The 16,014-nt window shown below is 66.1% G+C and carries 16 protein-coding genes; 6 read left to right on the forward strand and 10 right to left on the reverse strand.

Translation table 11 applies throughout. The features are described from left to right. Positions 1–89 precede the first annotated feature (89 nt). Together OG874_RS24070 and OG874_RS24075 are read left to right on the forward strand one after the other, a co-directional pair. On the forward strand, positions 90–1,040 hold the full coding sequence (locus OG874_RS24070; protein ID WP_330249405.1) for an alpha/beta hydrolase: 951 nt from the start codon (positions 90–92) through the stop codon (positions 1,038–1,040). A gap of 45 nt (positions 1,041–1,085) precedes the next feature. Next, on the forward strand, positions 1,086–3,008 hold the full coding sequence (locus OG874_RS24075; RefSeq protein WP_330249406.1) for a hypothetical protein: 1,923 nt from the start codon (positions 1,086–1,088) through the stop codon (positions 3,006–3,008). 109 nt (positions 3,009–3,117) lie between these two features. Here the strand turns inward: OG874_RS24075 and OG874_RS24080 are convergent, their stop codons facing one another. From OG874_RS24080 to OG874_RS24120, 9 genes are all read right to left on the reverse strand, one after another. Then, positions 3,118–3,543, reverse strand: a complete 426-nt coding sequence (locus OG874_RS24080) for a DUF1707 SHOCT-like domain-containing protein (protein WP_330249407.1) — start codon at positions 3,541–3,543, stop codon at positions 3,118–3,120. Between the two features lie 114 nt (positions 3,544–3,657). Next, positions 3,658–4,107: a DUF350 domain-containing protein gene (locus OG874_RS24085; protein ID WP_330249408.1), complete on the reverse strand. Its 450-nt coding sequence runs from the start codon at positions 4,105–4,107 to the stop codon at positions 3,658–3,660. A 23-nt stretch (positions 4,108–4,130) separates the two neighbouring features. After that, the gene (locus OG874_RS24090; protein WP_330249409.1) at positions 4,131–5,294 is read right to left on the reverse strand and encodes a glutathionylspermidine synthase family protein; all 1,164 of its coding nucleotides are present in this window, start codon (positions 5,292–5,294) and stop codon (positions 4,131–4,133) included. Next, positions 5,294–6,154: a hypothetical protein gene (locus OG874_RS24095; protein WP_330249410.1), complete on the reverse strand. Its 861-nt coding sequence runs from the start codon at positions 6,152–6,154 to the stop codon at positions 5,294–5,296. The genes OG874_RS24090 and OG874_RS24095 overlap by 1 nt, the downstream gene beginning before the upstream one ends. 31 nt (positions 6,155–6,185) lie before the next feature. Further along, entirely contained in the window at positions 6,186–6,476 is a 291-nt protein-coding gene (locus OG874_RS24100) for an acylphosphatase (protein ID WP_330249411.1), read from the reverse strand. Next, positions 6,476–6,946: an OsmC family protein gene (locus tag OG874_RS24105; RefSeq protein ID WP_330249412.1), complete on the reverse strand. Its 471-nt coding sequence runs from the start codon at positions 6,944–6,946 to the stop codon at positions 6,476–6,478. The genes OG874_RS24100 and OG874_RS24105 overlap by 1 nt, the downstream gene beginning before the upstream one ends. Positions 6,947–7,086: 140 nt before the next feature. Beyond that, the gene (locus tag OG874_RS24110; protein WP_330249413.1) at positions 7,087–7,794 is read right to left on the reverse strand and encodes a response regulator; all 708 of its coding nucleotides are present in this window, start codon (positions 7,792–7,794) and stop codon (positions 7,087–7,089) included. A gap of 53 nt (positions 7,795–7,847) precedes the next feature. Then, positions 7,848–10,352, reverse strand: coding sequence for a sensor histidine kinase KdpD (locus tag OG874_RS24115; RefSeq protein ID WP_330249414.1), 2,505 nt, complete (start codon positions 10,350–10,352; stop codon positions 7,848–7,850). Further along, the gene (locus OG874_RS24120; protein ID WP_330249415.1) at positions 10,349–10,522 is read right to left on the reverse strand and encodes a hypothetical protein; all 174 of its coding nucleotides are present in this window, start codon (positions 10,520–10,522) and stop codon (positions 10,349–10,351) included. The genes OG874_RS24115 and OG874_RS24120 overlap by 4 nt, the downstream gene beginning before the upstream one ends. A 377-nt stretch (positions 10,523–10,899) precedes the next feature. On the opposite strand from OG874_RS24120, the gene OG874_RS24125 reads away from it, so the two are divergent. From OG874_RS24125 to OG874_RS24140, 4 genes are read left to right on the forward strand one after another with little or no spacing between them, the layout of a single operon-like run. Beyond that, positions 10,900–10,986, forward strand: a complete 87-nt coding sequence (locus OG874_RS24125; RefSeq protein WP_328413265.1) for a potassium-transporting ATPase subunit F — start codon at positions 10,900–10,902, stop codon at positions 10,984–10,986. Continuing rightward, positions 10,987–12,657: a potassium-transporting ATPase subunit KdpA gene (gene kdpA, locus OG874_RS24130; protein WP_330249416.1), complete on the forward strand. Its 1,671-nt coding sequence runs from the start codon at positions 10,987–10,989 to the stop codon at positions 12,655–12,657. It abuts the gene before it with no gap. A 1-nt stretch (position 12,658) separates the two neighbouring features. Next, a complete protein-coding gene (gene kdpB / locus OG874_RS24135) occupies positions 12,659–14,800 on the forward strand; it encodes a potassium-transporting ATPase subunit KdpB (RefSeq protein WP_330249417.1) in 2,142 nt (713 codons plus the stop codon). Position 14,801: 1 nt separating this feature from the next. After that, the gene (locus OG874_RS24140) at positions 14,802–15,689 is read left to right on the forward strand and encodes a potassium-transporting ATPase subunit C (protein ID WP_330249418.1); all 888 of its coding nucleotides are present in this window, start codon (positions 14,802–14,804) and stop codon (positions 15,687–15,689) included. 102 nt (positions 15,690–15,791) lie between these two features. Here OG874_RS24140 and OG874_RS24145 read toward each other — a convergent pair whose 3' ends face one another. Further along, positions 15,792–15,980, reverse strand: coding sequence for a hypothetical protein (locus tag OG874_RS24145; protein ID WP_330249419.1), 189 nt, complete (start codon positions 15,978–15,980; stop codon positions 15,792–15,794). Between the last annotated feature and the right edge of the window lie 34 nt (positions 15,981–16,014).

Raw genomic sequence — 16,014 nt, forward strand, 5'->3', positions numbered from 1 at the left:
GCGAGATACCCACGGGGCAAGTCGATTTCGCCGACGCTGGGAATACCTTGTGGGTTTGCGATCCCGATCTTCGGTGGTATGACGGAATCGTGAGGACTTCAACGCATTTGGCCTCGCTCGTGAGTGCGCTGGTGGCCGGTTTCGCGATTTCTGCGCTATCGGTTTCCCCTGCTTCGGCAGTCCCGACGGGGGCGCATGTGGTCGATGAAGCGCCGCTGGGCGGGTCCGTATCGCAGGTGGATGTCTATTCGCCCGCGATGGATCGGGTGGTGAGCAACAGGGTGATTCGGGCCGCGGGCGGTCCGGCGCCGACGCTGTATCTGCTGACCGGCATCGGTGGCGGCACCGACGGCATCTCCTGGTGGGACGATACGGATGTCCGAGAGTTCTTCGCGGACAAGCATGTCAACGTGGTGATGCCGATCGGCGGCGCATACAGCATGTACACCGACTGGCTCACCGATGATCCGATGGTCGGCCGCAACCGGTGGCAGACCTATCTCACCCGGGAACTCCCCGGTGTCATCGACGCGCGACTCGGCGCTACCAGGCGAAACGCGATCGCCGGTGTGTCGATGAGTGCGGGATCCGCGATCGATCTCGCGATTCAGGCGCGCGATGTGTACAGCGCCGTGGCGGCCTACAGCGGATGCCCATGGGCCTCCGACGCGCTCGGGGTGGCGATGGTGAGCGCCCAGGTGATCCGTGGCGGGGCCAACCCCGTGAATATGTGGGGCGAGCTGGGCCAAGAGATTTGGCAGCGGCACGACGCGTTCGTCAATGCGGGCGCGCTGGCGGGCAAGACCATCTACCTCTCGGCCGCCACCGGCACCCCGGGCGCGATCGATGAAGGCGGGCTGCCCTTCCCGCCGATCGAGGCGATCGCCAGCTCGTGCACCGCGGCCTTCGCCGACCGGCTCGGCGAACTCGGCCTACCCGTGATCCACGTCAATCGCCCCGAAGGTGCGCACACCTGGGGCCAGTTCGAAACCGATCTGCACGATTCCTGGCCGTACCTGGCACGTGCGCTCGGCGCGTAGTTTCTGGACACGATGATCTGACAAGGGGCACTACGGTGGAGTGCCATGGACACCGCCGCCCTACCGGAGTGCGTCGACGTCGCGCGACCTTCGGCGCGGGCTGCGCGGACGATCGGGAACGCTCGGCCGGTTGTGGTCGCGGCCGGATGTCTGATCCTGCTGCAGCTGATCATCCGCTATTGGGTGGCCGAAAGCGGGTTCTTCTATTGGGATGATCTGATTCTGGTCGGCCGCGCGGGCAGCTACCCGCTGTGGTCCACGGATCTGCTGCTGCACAACCACGACGGACATTTCATGCCCCTGGCCTTCGCCACGGCGTGGGTGGTGACCGCGGCGGCGCCGCTGACGTGGGCCGGGCCGGTGGTGTCGCTGCTGGTGCTGCAGCTCGGGGCGTCGCTGGCGGTGTCGCGGATGCTGATCGTGCTGGTCGGTGCCCGGTGGGTGGTCCTGGTCCCGTTGCTCTTCTACCTGTTCTGCCCGTTGACCCTCCCGGCATATGCGTGGTGGTCCGCCGCCCTCAATGCGCTGCCGCTGCAATTCGCGCTCGCCTGGGTGATCGGCGACGCGGTGCGGCTGGTCGACACCGGTCGGCGGCGGTATGCCATCACGGGGACTGTCGTGTTGGTGGTGGCGCTGCTGTTCTTCGAGAAGTCGGTGATCGTGCCGTTCGCCGCATTCGCCGTTACCACCCTGGTGCGGCACGTCGACGGTCTCGGGTCCGCGATTCGCGTGGTGGCGCGGCGGGGTGCGGCGCTGTGGGCGGGATCCGGCGTGGTGATCGGCTGCTGGCTCGCCGGATATCTCACGGTGGTGGACTTTTCGAACCTGCACAGCAGTCCGCAGGAACGCGACTTGCTACCTGGCGCAAAATCATTGGACATCGAGTCGACGCTGTTCGGTGGGCCGTGGCGTTGGGAGCGGTGGCTGCCGTCGACGCCGTGGGCGGATCCGCCGGCGTGGGCGGTGGTGTCGGCGTGGGTCGCGCTGGGTGCGCTGGTGCTGTTATCGATGCGTGCCCGGCGTCGCGTCGGCCCGATCTGGCTGACGGTGGCGGCATACGTTGTGGTGGCGCAGTTGCCGGTGGCGTTGGCTCGAAGCGGACCGAATACCGCGTCCGAACTGATGCAGTCCCTCCGCTACTTCGCCGATCTGGCAGTGCTGCTGGCCGCCGCGGGCGCACTGTTGGCGCGCGCTCACCCGCGCATCCGCACACCCACGTTGCTGCCGGTGCCGGGTGCCCGCACACTCGCCATACTTCTCCGCCCGCGTACGCACGCATCCGCTGCACCTCCTGGCCCGCGCGCCCGCGCATCGGCGTTGCTCCCCGGCCCGCGTACCACGGCCGCACTCACCGTGGTGTTCCTCGTGAGCAGCCTCTGGACGACGTCCACCTTCGTGCGTGCATGGCGCACCAACCCGACGAAAACCTATGTCACGAACGTGAAGTCGGCGCTGACCGCCTCCGACGGCGCACCCCTGCTCGACCAAGAAGTGCCGTGGAACGTACTGAACCCAACGGCCTACCCGCAGAACCTGACCAGCCACGTGCTCGCACCCCTCGCAACCGCCACCACCTTCGCCGACTCGACCCCCCATCTGCGCATGATCACCGACACCGGCGAGATCGTCGAAGCCGCGGTCTGGTGGAACCGCGCCATCCGCCCCGGCCCGGACCCCGACTGCGGCTACCGAATCCACGGCCCCCAACCCAGCGATATCCCCCTCGACGGCCCGATGCTCGAACACGAATGGACCGCTCAACTCAACTACCTGGCCAACCAGGACGGCCGCATCACCCTCTCCTTCGAACACGGCGCCCCCGTCGCCGCACCGATCCAAAAGGGCCTCCACACCGTCTACATCCGCGCAGTCGGCAGCGGCTCCACCCTCAGAATCAGCCCCCGCACACCAGGTCTCGACCTATGCCTCGGCGTCGGCCCAGTGGGCGTCGCATCCTACGACAACTGACGCCCACGAGAATGCGCTGGTGCAGGGTCGACGTTTACCTGCACCAGCGCATGGTGATCACTTGTCCAGCCTCCTGGGGATGGCGGGAGGGCACGAGTACGGGGACGCCTCAGCTCGTGTGTCGACCGAATCGGCCCGATTCGAAACCGGCCAGCATCCGGAAGGCGAGTACCGCGCCCCAGGGACCGATGACCCAGATCGGCCAGGGGTAGGTGAATTCACCGGCGCTGAGGGAGATCGCGGCCCAGATGGCCAGGACCAGCACGCTGACCCCGAGCAATGAGGTGCCTTCGATCTGCTGCCAGATCGGGAAGCGGGCCATCGAGTTCTTGGGCGCGGCGCCCTCTTTGGGCAATTTCGGCAGATCGAAGAGCACGAGCGGCAGATCGTCGCGCACGCCGGTCGCGTAGACGCGGGCGACGCGCTGATCGTATTCGGCGAGGTCGATCCGACCGTCCGCCATATGCCGGCCGAGCAGACGCACAACCTTCTCGCGCTCCGCATCGGAGGCCCGAGTACCAGGCGAGATTTCCATGTCCAGGTCCTAACGACTAGATCCATATTCCACATTGGAAGGTGACATCAGAATGCACCCTCCAATGTGGAATGTCAAGACCTGGGCGATGCCCGATCGCCGAACGAGCGGGACTTACAGAATGGCGAAGGCGACGACCAGACCGAGCGCGAAGTGCGCCGCGGCCACCACGAGGACCTCGGTGGTATAGACATCGGATGCCAGCGCCGCGCCGATATCGATGCCGAGTGCGCGCTCGATGACGCGGACCGAGACCACCTGGGCGATGATGCCGACCAGACCATAGATCAGCGCGGCGATGAGCCCTTCGGAGAGCTTGCCCGCCGAGGCGTAGGTCGCGAGCACCACGATGAAAGCCATGCTGACCATGCCGGCGGCGGTGACGATGATGGCATTGGGCTTACCCGCGGCGACCAGCGAGCGCAGCTTACCGGGAGTGGTCAGATCGATGGCGTAGAAGCCGACGAGCATGAGGGCCAGGCCGACGATGGCGTAGAGGATGATGGCTCCAACGCCGGTGCCGAGCGAGTTCCAGTAACCCGATTCGAGGGCAACTGCGGTCATCGTGGTCCTTCCGAGGTGGGTTGTCACTGCGTAATACGGTGCGGGACAAAGGCGGAGCCGTCGTCGGTGATCAATCCGGCGGTCTCCCGGATCCCCAGTCCGGCCGCGTTGCCGCCGACGATCCACGCACCGAGGACCGGGCGCATATCGTCGAATTCCGGTAGCGGATCCAGCAATTGATAGACGAACCCCTCTTCGCCGTACACCCCGCCGGTGGCCGTCTCCAGGCCCGCGCCGACGATGGTCATATTCGCGCCCTCGCGCCCGAGCTTCGGCTTGCGAATGTACTCGGTGAGCTCATTGGGCTGATCGAGGTAGGCGGGCAACAGATTCGGGTGTCCGGGGTACATCTCCCACAGCACCGCGAGGATCGCCTTGTTGCTGAGCAAAGTCTTCCACAGCGGTTCGACCCACATGGTCTGCGGCAGACTCGCGACCACGCGCTTGCCGAAATCGTCGTCGAGCACCCACTCCCACGGATAGAGCTTGAAGATCGCATCGATCGAGCCCTCGGCCAGATCGACGAAATGCTCGAGCTCACTGTCGAATCCGACCTCTTCGATCGGCAACGCGATCGTGTCGAATCCGGCCTCGGCCGCAGTCTCCTGCATATACGCGGTGGTGACGTTGTCCTCGCCGGTGGCGTCCGCGCCGGACCAGGTGAAGTGCAATTGCGCCGAGGGCAGAATGTCACGCAGCTCGCTCCAGCGCTCGACCAGCTTCTCGTGCAAGGAATTCCACTGGTCACCATCGGGGAAGAGCGCGGTCAGCCAGTGCCACTGCACAATTGCGGCCTCGAGCAGCGAGGTCGGCGTATCGGCGTTGTACTCCAACAGTTTCGCCGGACGACGCGCGTCATAGCGCAGGTCGAAGCGCCCGTAGACGTACGGATCGCTGCGCTGCCACGATTCGGCGATCGGCCCCCAACTCCATTCGGGCAGACCGAAATCCTTGTACCGCTCGGTGAGCACCACGTGCTCGACCGCGTTCAGGCACATCGAATGCAGCAGTTCGACATCGGCCTCCAGCGCGAGGATCTCCGGCATCTCGAACTCGTAGTGCACCGATTCGTCCCAGTACGGCCGGGGCAGACCGCTCGCGTCGCGACCGGGTGCCCCGTAGACGAGCCCCTGGCCCTCGATGATCTGCTGCCAGCCCGGCCGCGGCGTGCCGCGTACCCGCCGCATCACGAACCACCGCCGCTGCTCTTGCTGCTGGTGCCGAGGCCACCGCGGGTGACGGTGCTGCCGCTCTTGGTCGAGATCTGGGCGCCCTTGGGCTGCACCGTGGTTCCGCCCCTCGGCGGTTGGCCGACGGTGTTGTTGCCGCCGTAGTAGTAGCGGTACTGGCTGCCGTTGTAGATGAATATCCCGTTGCTGAGGGTGTGCGCACCGGTCGACCCGGACCCGACAGCGTTCGAGGCCGTCTGGCACTGGTCGTCGGGAGCGACGACCTCCTGGCCGTTCTGATCGATCACGGTGCAGTACGCGGTCACCTGGTCGGGCTTGGTCAGCGCCTTATAAGCGAGGTAACCGCCGCCGACCAGCCCCGCGACACCGACGATCGCGACGCCGCCGATGAGCACGCGCTTACGGGTCCGCTTCTTGTTCGCCGCGGCGGTCACGGCCGCCGCTTGCGCTTCCTCGGCACGCTTGCGGGCCTTGTCTCGTGCCCGTGCCTCGGCCACCGTCGGCGGACGTGGCTGGGTTACCCCGGGCTCTTGGCGCTGAATGCTGCCCGCGCGCGGCGGCGTACCGAACCGATGGGGCTCGGTTCCAGGCGGAACCGGTTGGGGCGTCGGGGGTTCGAAGCCCGCGTAGCCGGGACCACCGGTGGAGTCACCCGGACCCGGCTCTGATTCGGGCGCGGGTTGTCCCGGCCCGGCCGCCGATGCCCCGGCGGCCGGTGCGGACGGAACGACGCCGGCGTCGGCGTCGGCGTCGGAATCCGGTGCGGCCGATCGCGATGCAGCGTCATCAGCGCTGGACGCCGGATCGGGCTCACGTCGTCCCGCGTCGTCTCCCGCGCCCGGACCCCCCGTACTCAACGATCACGTCCCTCGGTCGTCGAACCCACCACTAACGCTCCTCGAATCCGGACAAATCACCCCGCGCGGGCTCCCAGCTTTCCACAACAAGGTCAACCCGACCAGGTGTATCACCCGAACGCAAGAGATCCAGCAACATTTCGCATGCGGATCGCGGCCCCTCGGCCACCACATGCACCCGTCCGTTGCGCGCATTGGTGGCGTGTCCGACCAATCCGAGGGCCAGTGCACGCGAGCGAGTCCACCAGCGGAAGCCGACCCCCTGCACGTAGCCGTGCACCCAGGCGCTGAGGCGAACCGATTCCGGGTGCGGCTCCCCCATCACGCGTCGATGGCGTCGATATCGAACGTCAAGGTGACCTTCGCGCCCGCCTTCAGCGTCCGGCCGACGGTGCAGACCTTGTCGATGGCGCGCTGCACGGTGACCAGCAGCCGCTCCCGGGCCTGCTCGTCCAGTTCGCTGAGGTCCAGCTCGAACACCTCGTCGAGCTGCGGATACACCTCGTTCTCCCGGTCGGCGTCACCGGAGACGCGGATCGTCGCGTCGAAGGTGTCACCCAGCTTGCGCGAGAGCGGGAAATCCGCGCTCAGCCCGGAGCAGCCCGCCAGCGCGATCTTCAGCAGCTCACCCGGGGTGAACGCGCCGGGCACGCCCTGCGAAGCGATCAACACCTCGGCACCGCGCGAGCTGCGGCCGGTATACGCCCGGGTCCCGGTGCGCTCCACCCACAGGGCGGTCGGCTCGGTCGCGGCGGGCGCGGTGGTCGCGGATGCGGTGGTCTGGTCAGCCATGGTTTCGATCCTGCCATCTCGGTGCGGAACAGCTCACCCCCGGCAACGTCGCGCACCCCGGGCCCATTCCGCCAACTGCCCACCCACATCGTGACATCCGAGGCAGCACACATCGACCCAACGACAACGCCGGCGTGGTGCTATTCCTGGAACCGGTAGCCCATACCGGCCTCGGTCAGCAGATGCTTCGGATTCGACGGGTCGATCTCCAGCTTGCGCCGCAGCTGCGCGAGATACACCCGCAGATAATGCGTTTCGGTGGCATACGACGGCCCCCACACCTCACGCAACAGCTCGCGCCGCCCGACCAGCTTGCCTCGATTGCGCACCAGCATCTCGAGCATTCCCCACTCGGTCGGGGTCAGATGTACGGGCTCACCGTTCTTGGTGACCTTCTTCGCCGACAGGTCGACGGTGAACGAGGAGGTCACCACCACCGGATCGGACGCATCGGTATCGGTGGCCCCGCGCCGAACCGCGGCGCGCAGCCGCGCGAGCAGCTCATCCATCCCGAACGGCTTGGTGACGTAATCGTCCGCGCCCGCGTCCAGCGCCTCCACCTTGTCGGTCGAATCGGTGCGTGCCGAGAGCACGATCACCGGCGCCGCGGTCCAGCCGCGCAGCCCGGCCAACACCTCGATGCCGTCCATATCCGGCAGACCGAGATCCAGGATGACCACGTCGGGATGCTTATCGGCCGCAGCGCGCAGCGCCGCAGCGCCGGTGCCCGCGGTGATCACCTCATAGCCGCGCACCGATAGGTTGATGCGCAACGCGCGCACGATCTGCGGTTCGTCATCGACCACCAGCACCTTGGTCGACGGTGCTTCCTGCTTGTTGTCGGTCATAACGACTTCCTGTGTGGTCCGGGTCGGCGGCGTTCCCACTTTCGTTGTGCTCATCATCGGCTGCTCACTCCGGTTTCGTCGGCAGGCAGGTCCACAATCATGGTCAATCCTCCGCCCGGTGTGGGTTCGGCGTGCACGGTGCCGCCCATCGCCTCGACGAATCCGCGCACCACCGACAGGCCGAGCCCGACCCCGGTGGTGTTGTCACGGTCGCCGAGCCGCTGGAACGGCTCGAATAGCTGCTCCTCGGCCCCGGGCGGCACACCGGGACCGACATCGACCACGGTGATCGACACGCGGTCACCGTCGCGTTCCGCGGTGACTCGCACGGGCGTGTCGCGCGTGGAGTGCCGCAGCGCGTTATCGATCAGGTTGGCGAGCACCCGCTCGAGCAGACCGCTGTCGGCCCGCACCGAGACCTCACCAACTTCCACCTTCACCCGATCCATGGCCGCGCGTCGCAGCCCGCGTGCGCCCATCCCGACGCTCACCAGGGCCTGGTGCACGACCTCGTCCATGTACACCCGGCGGAATTGCGGCTGCACCACACCGACCGCCAGCCGCGACGAGTCGAGCAGATTTCCGACGAGTGCGGTCAACTGATCCACCGATTCCTCGATGGTTTCCAGCAATTCGACGGTGTCCTCCGGCGAGAACTCGATATCGTCGCTGCGCAGGCTGGAGACGGCGGCCTTGGCCCCGGCCAGTGGTGTCCGCAGGTCGTGGCTGACCGCGGACAACAGCGCCCGCCGCAGCCGATCGGCCTCGAGCAGGGCGGCTGCCGCGCTGGCCTCCTCGGCGAGCCGGGATTGCCGGACCAGCCCGGCCGCTTGGTTGGCGACCGCGTTGAGCACCGGTCGGTCGGCCGCGGCCAACGGTCGTCCGGCCAGCAGTAACCAGCTCGTCGCATCGCCCGCCTGGATGGCGGTCTCGGCCTCGGCGGCCCGCTGCGGCGGACTCGTACCGACCGCGGCGATCACCTCGTTACCGCTCTGCATGCTGACCGCGCGCAAACCGTAGGTCTCGCGCACCTGCTCCAGCAGATTGGGCAGATCCGCGCCGTGCAGCACGGCACCGGCGAACATGGTCAGCAACTCGGCCTGCTGGGAAGCCCGGCGCGCTTGGCGAGTCTGTTTGGCCGCCACATCCACCAGCGCCGCGACCGCCACCGCGACGATCAGCAACACCACCACCGTGACGAAACTGTCCGGCTCTGCAATGGTCAGGCTGTAACGCGGGTCGACGAAGAACCAGTTCAACAGCATGCCCGACAGCAGCGCCGACAGTGCCGCGGGGATAACGCCGCCGAGCAGCGCGACCGCGACGACACCGATGAAGAACACCGCGCTCAGACCGCCGAGCTGGAGATAGCCGTCCAGGAAGGTTGAGCAGACGGCCGAGACCAGCACCGGCACCAGCACCGCCGCGAGCCAGGCGCGAATCGGCTGGTGCGGCATCAGCGAGTAGCGACGCAGACCGCGATTGGCTTCCTCGTGGGTAACCATGTGCACGTCGATCTTCCCCGACGCCTGCACCACGGCGGAGCCGATGCCCTCATCGAGTATGCGGGCCCATCGCGACCGCCGGGAGGTGCCGAGCACCAACTGGGTCGCGTTCACCTCACGGGCGAACTCCAGCAGCGTAGTCGGCACATTGTCACCGGTCACCGTGTGCAGTGAGGCGTCCAGACTGGCCGCCATTTCCCGCAACCGGGTCAGCCGTTCGGCGGACACGCCGGCCAGTCCGTCGCCGCGCACCACATGGACCAGGACGAGTTCGGCACTGGACTTGGTCGCGATGCGACTGGCCCGGCGCACCACGGTCTCCGATTCGGGACCGCCGGTCACCGCGACGACGACGCGCTCGCGAGCCTCCCACAGTTCGGTGATCTTGTGGTCGGCCCGGTATTTCGCCAGTGCGGCGTCGACTTGGTCGGCGAGCCACAGCAGCGCCAATTCGCGCAGGGCGGTGAGGTTTCCGGGCCGGAAGTAGTTGCGCAGTGCCGCGTCGACCTTGTCGGCGGCGTAGACATTCCCGTGCGACAGCCTGCGCCGCAATGCCTCCGGCGTGATGTCGACCAGTTCGACCTGGTCGGCGCCGCGCACGATGGCATCGGGCACGGTCTCCTGCTGCTGGATGCCGGTGATCTGTTCGACGACGTCGTTGAGGCTCTCCAGATGCTGCACATTGACCGTCGAGATCACGTCGATGCCCGCGGCCAGCAAATCCTCGACGTCCTGCCAGCGCTTCTCATGTTTGCTGCCGGGTGCATTGGTATGGGCGAGCTCGTCCACCAGCACCACGGCCGGTTGGCGGCGCAGTACCGCTTCGACGTCGAGCTCGGGCAGTCGTGTGCCGCGGTACTCCACCATGCGGGGTGGAATCCGCTCGATGCCCGCCAGCAGCTCGGCGGTTTTGGTTCGGCCGTGTGTCTCCACTACCGCAGCTACCACGTCGCGGCCGCGTTCGAGTCGGCGATGGGCCTCGCCCAACATCGCGTAGGTCTTGCCGACTCCCGGTGCCGCGCCGAGGTAGATGCGCAGTTGGCCGCGTTTCACTCGTCCATCATCGCGCGCCATGGCGTGTCGCCGGAGATTCGTACGCGGTCTGTCGCGACGTCCGAATACCACGCGGGGTCGTCGCGCCCGTTCTGCATCGCGGCCAGCGCGCGAATGATCAGCGCGCAACACACAAATCCGACGATCACCACAACTGTGACAGCCGACATGACGATCCTTTCGACAACCGATAAGAAGCCGGTTGCGCTGGAATCCCCGCATGGCCGGTCGTTGAATTTCTACCCCCGAATAGCCCCGCTATCTCGATCTTTACGGTGTGTTGACGGGTTGTCGGCTCAACTTGACGGCATCCTTTCACCCGGGACCGAGCCGTTCGGCGTAAATGAAGCGTCAATGCTCATCGGCGGGCCGCTAAGGACCCGTAAACAAGCTCCGCACCAGCTCGAATGACCGCTTGACTCACCCTGTCGCGCTCCATGCTGGGAGCGCCAATGGAGGTTGTGTAAATGTCTGTCGTGGTGTTCACGGTGCTCACCGTGGCGATCTTCGCGCTGCTGGGCCTCATCCAGCGGGGGGTGGAAAAGCTGTGATCGCGAACCTGATCGGTTTGATTCTCGCCGTTCTCGTCGCTGTCTACATGGTCGCGGCGCTGCTTTTCCCCGAGAGGTTCTAGGTGAACACGACAACAGCGGGGATCGCCTTTCTGGCGTCCCTGATCATCGCGCTCGCCTTCGTGCATGTGCCGCTCGGCGACTACATGTTCCGGGTTTACAACAGCAAGAAGCATTCCCGCGCCGAGCGGGTCATCTACAAGGCCATCGGCGTACAGCCCGAGGTCGAGCAGACCTGGGGCGTGTATGCCCGCAGCGTGCTGGCCTTCTCGGCCGTCAGCGTGCTGTTCCTGTTCGTCCTCCAGCTGATCCAGGGCAAGCTGCCGCTGCACCTCAACGATCCGGCCACCGAGATGACCCCGGCGCTGGCCTGGAACACCGCGGTCAGCTTCGTGACGAATACGAACTGGCAGAACTACTCCGGCGAATCGACCCAGGGTCACCTGGTGCAGATGGCCGGTCTCGCCGTGCAGAACTTCGTCTCGGCGGCGGTCGGCATCGCGGTGGCGGTCGCGCTGGTGCGTGGCTTCGCTCGCAGGCACACCGGCGACCTCGGCAACTTCTGGGTCGACCTGGTGCGCGGCACCATCCGCATCCTGCTGCCGATCGCGTTCATTTTCGCGATCGTGCTGGTCGCCGGTGGCGCGATCCAGAACTTCCACCTGCACGACCAGGTCGCGCAGACGCTCAACGGCACCGAGCAGACCCTGCCCGGTGGCCCGGTGGCCAGCCAGGAGGTCATCAAGGAACTGGGCACCAACGGTGGCGGCTTCTACAACGCGAACTCCGCGCACCCGTTCGAGAATCCGACCACCTGGACCAACTGGGTGGAGATCTTCCTGCTGCTGGTGATCAGCTTCTCGCTGCCACGCACCTTCGGTCGCATGGTCGGCAGTAAGAAGCAGGGCTACGCGATCGTCGCGGTCATGGGCACCATCGCGCTGCTCAGCGTCACGCTGCAGAACCTTTTCCAGTTGCAGCACCACGGCACCGTGCCGACCGCGATCGGCGCCTCCCTGGAAGGTGTCGAAACCCGTTTCGGCGTCGCGGATTCCGCGACATTCGCGACCGCGACCACGCTGACCTCTACCGGTGCGGTGAATTCGTTCCACGATTCCTACACCAGCCTCGGCGGCATGATGACGATGTTCAACATGCAGCTGGGTGAGGTCGCGCCGGGCGGAACCGGCTCGGGTCTGTACGGCATGCTCATCCTCGCGGTGATCACCGTCTTCGTGGCCGGTCTGATGGTCGGTCGCACACCGGAATACCTCGGCAAGAAGATCACCCCACGCGAAATCAAGCTGGCCGCTTCGTATTTCCTGATCAGCCCGCTGATCGTGCTGGTCGGCACAGCGGCAGCGATGGCATTGCCGGGCGAGCGCGCGAGCATGCTCAACTCCGGTCCGCACGGACTCTCGGAAGTGCTGTACGCCTTCACCTCCGCGGCCAATAACAACGGCTCCGCCTTCGCCGGTCTGAGTGGAAATACCGAGTGGTACAACACCGCGCTCGGCCTGGCCATGGTCTTCGGGCGGTTCCTGCCGATCATCTTCGTGCTCGCGCTCGCCGGTTCGCTGGCCCAGCAGGGCACCACTCCCGACTCGATCGGCACACTGCCGACGCACCGGCCGCAGTTCGTCGGCATGGTCGTCGGGGTCACCGTGATCCTGGTCGCGCTCACCTTCCTGCCCGCACTCGCACTCGGGCCGCTCGCTGAAGGAATCCACTGATATGTCCACTCCGACAACCGAAACGACCGCGGAGACGGTCCACAAGAGCCGCGGCGTCCAGCGGGGTGTCCTCGATCCGAAGATGCTGCTGACCGCCATCCCGGACGCGGTGCGCAAACTCGATCCGCGCACCATGTGGCACAACCCGGTGATGCTCATCGTCGAGATCGGGGCCGTCTGGTCGACCGTGCTCGCGCTGACCGAGCCGACGTTCTTCGCCTGGGCGATCGTCGTATGGCTCTGGCTCACCGTCATTTTCGCCAATCTGGCCGAGGCGGTCGCCGAGGGCCGCGGTAAGGCGCAGGCCGATGCGCTGCGCAAAGCCAAGACCGACACCATGGCTCGGCGACTGGTCAACTGGTCGCCCGGCGCCAGGATCGTCGAGGAGAGCGTCGGCGCTCCCGCATTGCGGCGCGGCGACTACGTCATCGTCGAAGCCGGCCAGGTCATCCCCGGCGACGGCGATGTCGTGGCAGGCATTGCCTCCGTGGATGAATCGGCCATCACCGGCGAATCCGCACCGGTCATCCGGGAATCCGGTGGTGACCGCTCGGCCGTCACCGGCGGCACGACGGTGCTGTCAGATCAGATCATTGTCAAGATCACCCAGGAGCCGGGTGCGAGCTTCATCGACAAGATGATCGCCCTCGTCGAGGGCGCGAGTCGGCAGAAGACACCGAACGAGATCGCGTTGAACATCCTGCTCGCCGCGCTGACCATCATCTTCGTCTTCGCGGTCGCCACGCTGCAGCCGCTGGCGATCTTCTCGAAGTCGAACAACCCCGGGGTGCCGGATACTTCGGCATTGGACGTCAACGGTGTCACCGGGATCGTCATGGTCTCGCTGCTGGTGTGTCTCATCCCGACCACCATCGGCGCGCTGCTCTCGGCCATCGGCATCGCCGGAATGGACCGCCTGGTGCAGCGCAATGTGCTTGCCATGTCCGGCCGCGCGGTGGAGGCCGCCGGTGACGTGAACACCCTGCTGCTGGACAAGACCGGCACCATCACCCTCGGCAACCGGCAGGCTTCGGAATTCGTTTCGATGCCCGGCATTCCGGACGATGAACTGGCCGATGCGGCACAGCTGTCCAGCCTCGCCGACGAGACTCCTGAAGGTCGCTCCATCGTCGTGTACGCCAAGCAGGCGTTCAACAAGCGCGAGCGCACCCCCGGCGAGCTGACCGGCGCGACCTGGGTGGAATTCACCGCGCAGACCCGCATGTCGGGCGTGGACCTGGCCGACGGGCACCAGCTGCGCAAGGGCGCGGCCAGTGCCGTCACGGATTGGGTTCGCGCACAAGGCGGGGACGTACCCAGTCAGATCGGCGTGATCGTCGACGGCATCTCCGCCTCCGGTGGCACGCCGCTGGTCGTCGGTGAAGTTCACGACGGTAAGGCCCGCTTGCTCGGCGTCATCCACCTCAAAGATGTTGTGAAGCAAGGCATGCGGGAGCGGTTCGACGAGATGCGGCGGATGGGCATCCGCACGGTGATGATCACCGGCGATAATCCGTTGACCGCCAAGGCGATCGCCGACGAGGCCGGTGTCGACGACTTCCTCGCCGAAGCCACGCCCGAGGACAAGCTGGCGCTGATCAAGCAGGAGCAGGACGGCGGCAGGCTGGTCGCGATGACCGGTGACGGCACCAATGACGCTCCGGCACTTGCCCAAGCCGACGTCGGCGTCGCGATGAACACCGGCACCTCGGCGGCCAAAGAGGCCGGAAATATGGTCGATCTGGATTCGGATCCGACCAAACTCATCGAGATCGTGGAGATCGGCAAGCAGCTGCTCATCACCCGTGGTGCGCTGACCACGTTCTCGATCGCCAATGACATCGCCAAGTACTTCGCCATTATTCCCGCGCTGTTCGTGGCACTGTTCCCCGGCCTCGACCTGCTCAATATCATGCGGCTGGCCAGCCCGCAGTCGGCGATTCTCTCGGCGGTCATCTTCAATGCGTTGGTCATCATCGCGCTGATCCCGCTGGCGCTGCGCGGGGTGAACTACCGGCCGAGCAATGCGTCGAAGCTGTTGAGCCGCAACCTGACGATCTACGGCCTCGGCGGCATCGTCGCGCCGTTCATCGGCATCAAACTGATCGACCTCGTTGTCCAACTCCTCCCCGGGATGTCCTGATATGCGTATGTCAACTTGGATCCGGCAGCATCTGGCCGCCTTGCGTGCGCTGCTGGTGCTCACCGCGATCACCGGAATCGTTTATCCGCTGGCGGTTTTCGTGGTCGCGCAGCTGCCAGGTCTGCACGACAAGGCGGACGGCTCGCTGATCACCGTGGACGGAAAGATGGTGGGCTCCAGCCTGATCGGGCAGTCGTTCACCGATAAGGACGGCAACGCCCTCGGGCAGTACTTCCAGAGCCGTCCGTCGGCGGCGGGCGACGGCTACGACCCGATGGCCTCCGGTGCGAGCAACCTCGGTCCGGAGAGCATCGTGGACACCCTGGACGCCGATCCGGCGAATGTGAAGTTGAGCCTGCTGTCCACCGTGTGCTCGCGCAGCAAGGCGGTCGGCGACCGTGAGGGGGTCGACGGCAGCCGTCCGTTCTGCACCAAAGATGGTGTGGGCGCGGTGCTCTCGGTGATCGGGCCGCGTGACGCGGACGGTGAGGTTTCGCATCCGGTGCAGGTGGTGAGCGTCAACGAGGCGTGCCCGACGACACCGTTCCTGGGCACCTACAAGGGTGTCGAAGTCGAGTGCGCCAAGCCGGGCGAGGACTACTCGATCGGCCGGATCGTCCCGATCTACGGTAACGCCGCGACCGATACGCCGGTGCCCACCGATGCGGTGACCGCCAGCGGCAGTGGCCTGGATCCGAATATCTCCCCGGAGTACGCGGCCATCCAGGTGGCTCGAATCGCCAAGGTCCGCAGCATCTCCGAGGATCAGGTGCGCGAACTCGTCGATGCCCACACCGACGGCCGGACCCTCGGCTTCCTGGGTGAGCCGCGCGTCAACGTGGTCGAGCTCAACCTCGACCTGGATCGTCGCTATCCATTCAGGGGCTGACCAACGCAACACTCGGTACGAACGCCCATTCCCGCACGGAATCCCCTCGGATCACCGCGGAAATGGGCGCTCTTCCTCTCCTGACCGAGGTCCCCACTCCGATCAGGGATCCTCGACACAGCCGAAGCAGAACGCCGCCGCCGCGAGATATTGGCGGCAGTCCGGGCCGTGCCCGGCGTGCGTACTGCAGATGAACCGTGCCCGGTCGAGATCGAGATCCATGGTCGGCTCCGCACCGCAATCACGGTGCTGTGTGCTCCACAGATCCCTGGTGTCCAGTGATGTCTGCATCGTGCACCTCCAGCCTGCGACTTTCAGTGGACAA

It is taken from the genome of Nocardia sp. NBC_00565 (assembly GCF_036345915.1).
Taxonomy (GTDB): domain Bacteria; phylum Actinomycetota; class Actinomycetes; order Mycobacteriales; family Mycobacteriaceae; genus Nocardia.

Bases quoted from the DNA above. Each gene is read 5' to 3' on its own strand.
- OG874_RS24090 (WP_330249409.1), bottom strand. From the start codon at position 5,294: ATGCGGCGGGTACGCGGCACGCCGCGGCCGGGCTGGCAGCAGATCATC.
- OG874_RS24140 (WP_330249418.1), top strand. From the start codon at position 14,802: ATGCGTATGTCAACTTGGATCCGGCAGCATCTGGCCGCCTTGCGTGCG.
- OG874_RS24100 (WP_330249411.1), bottom strand. From the start codon at position 6,476: ATGGGGGAGCCGCACCCGGAATCGGTTCGCCTCAGCGCCTGGGTGCAC.
- OG874_RS24105 (WP_330249412.1), bottom strand. From the start codon at position 6,946: ATGGCTGACCAGACCACCGCATCCGCGACCACCGCGCCCGCCGCGACC.
- OG874_RS24120 (WP_330249415.1), bottom strand. From the start codon at position 10,522: ATGTCGGCTGTCACAGTTGTGGTGATCGTCGGATTTGTGTGTTGCGCG.
- OG874_RS24110 (WP_330249413.1), bottom strand. From the start codon at position 7,794: ATGACCGACAACAAGCAGGAAGCACCGTCGACCAAGGTGCTGGTGGTC.
- OG874_RS24085 (WP_330249408.1), bottom strand. From the start codon at position 4,107: ATGACCGCAGTTGCCCTCGAATCGGGTTACTGGAACTCGCTCGGCACC.
- OG874_RS24075 (WP_330249406.1), top strand. From the start codon at position 1,086: ATGGACACCGCCGCCCTACCGGAGTGCGTCGACGTCGCGCGACCTTCG.
- OG874_RS24080 (WP_330249407.1), bottom strand. From the start codon at position 3,543: ATGGAAATCTCGCCTGGTACTCGGGCCTCCGATGCGGAGCGCGAGAAG.
- kdpB (WP_330249417.1), top strand. From the start codon at position 12,659: ATGTCCACTCCGACAACCGAAACGACCGCGGAGACGGTCCACAAGAGC.
- OG874_RS24145 (WP_330249419.1), bottom strand. From the start codon at position 15,980: ATGCAGACATCACTGGACACCAGGGATCTGTGGAGCACACAGCACCGT.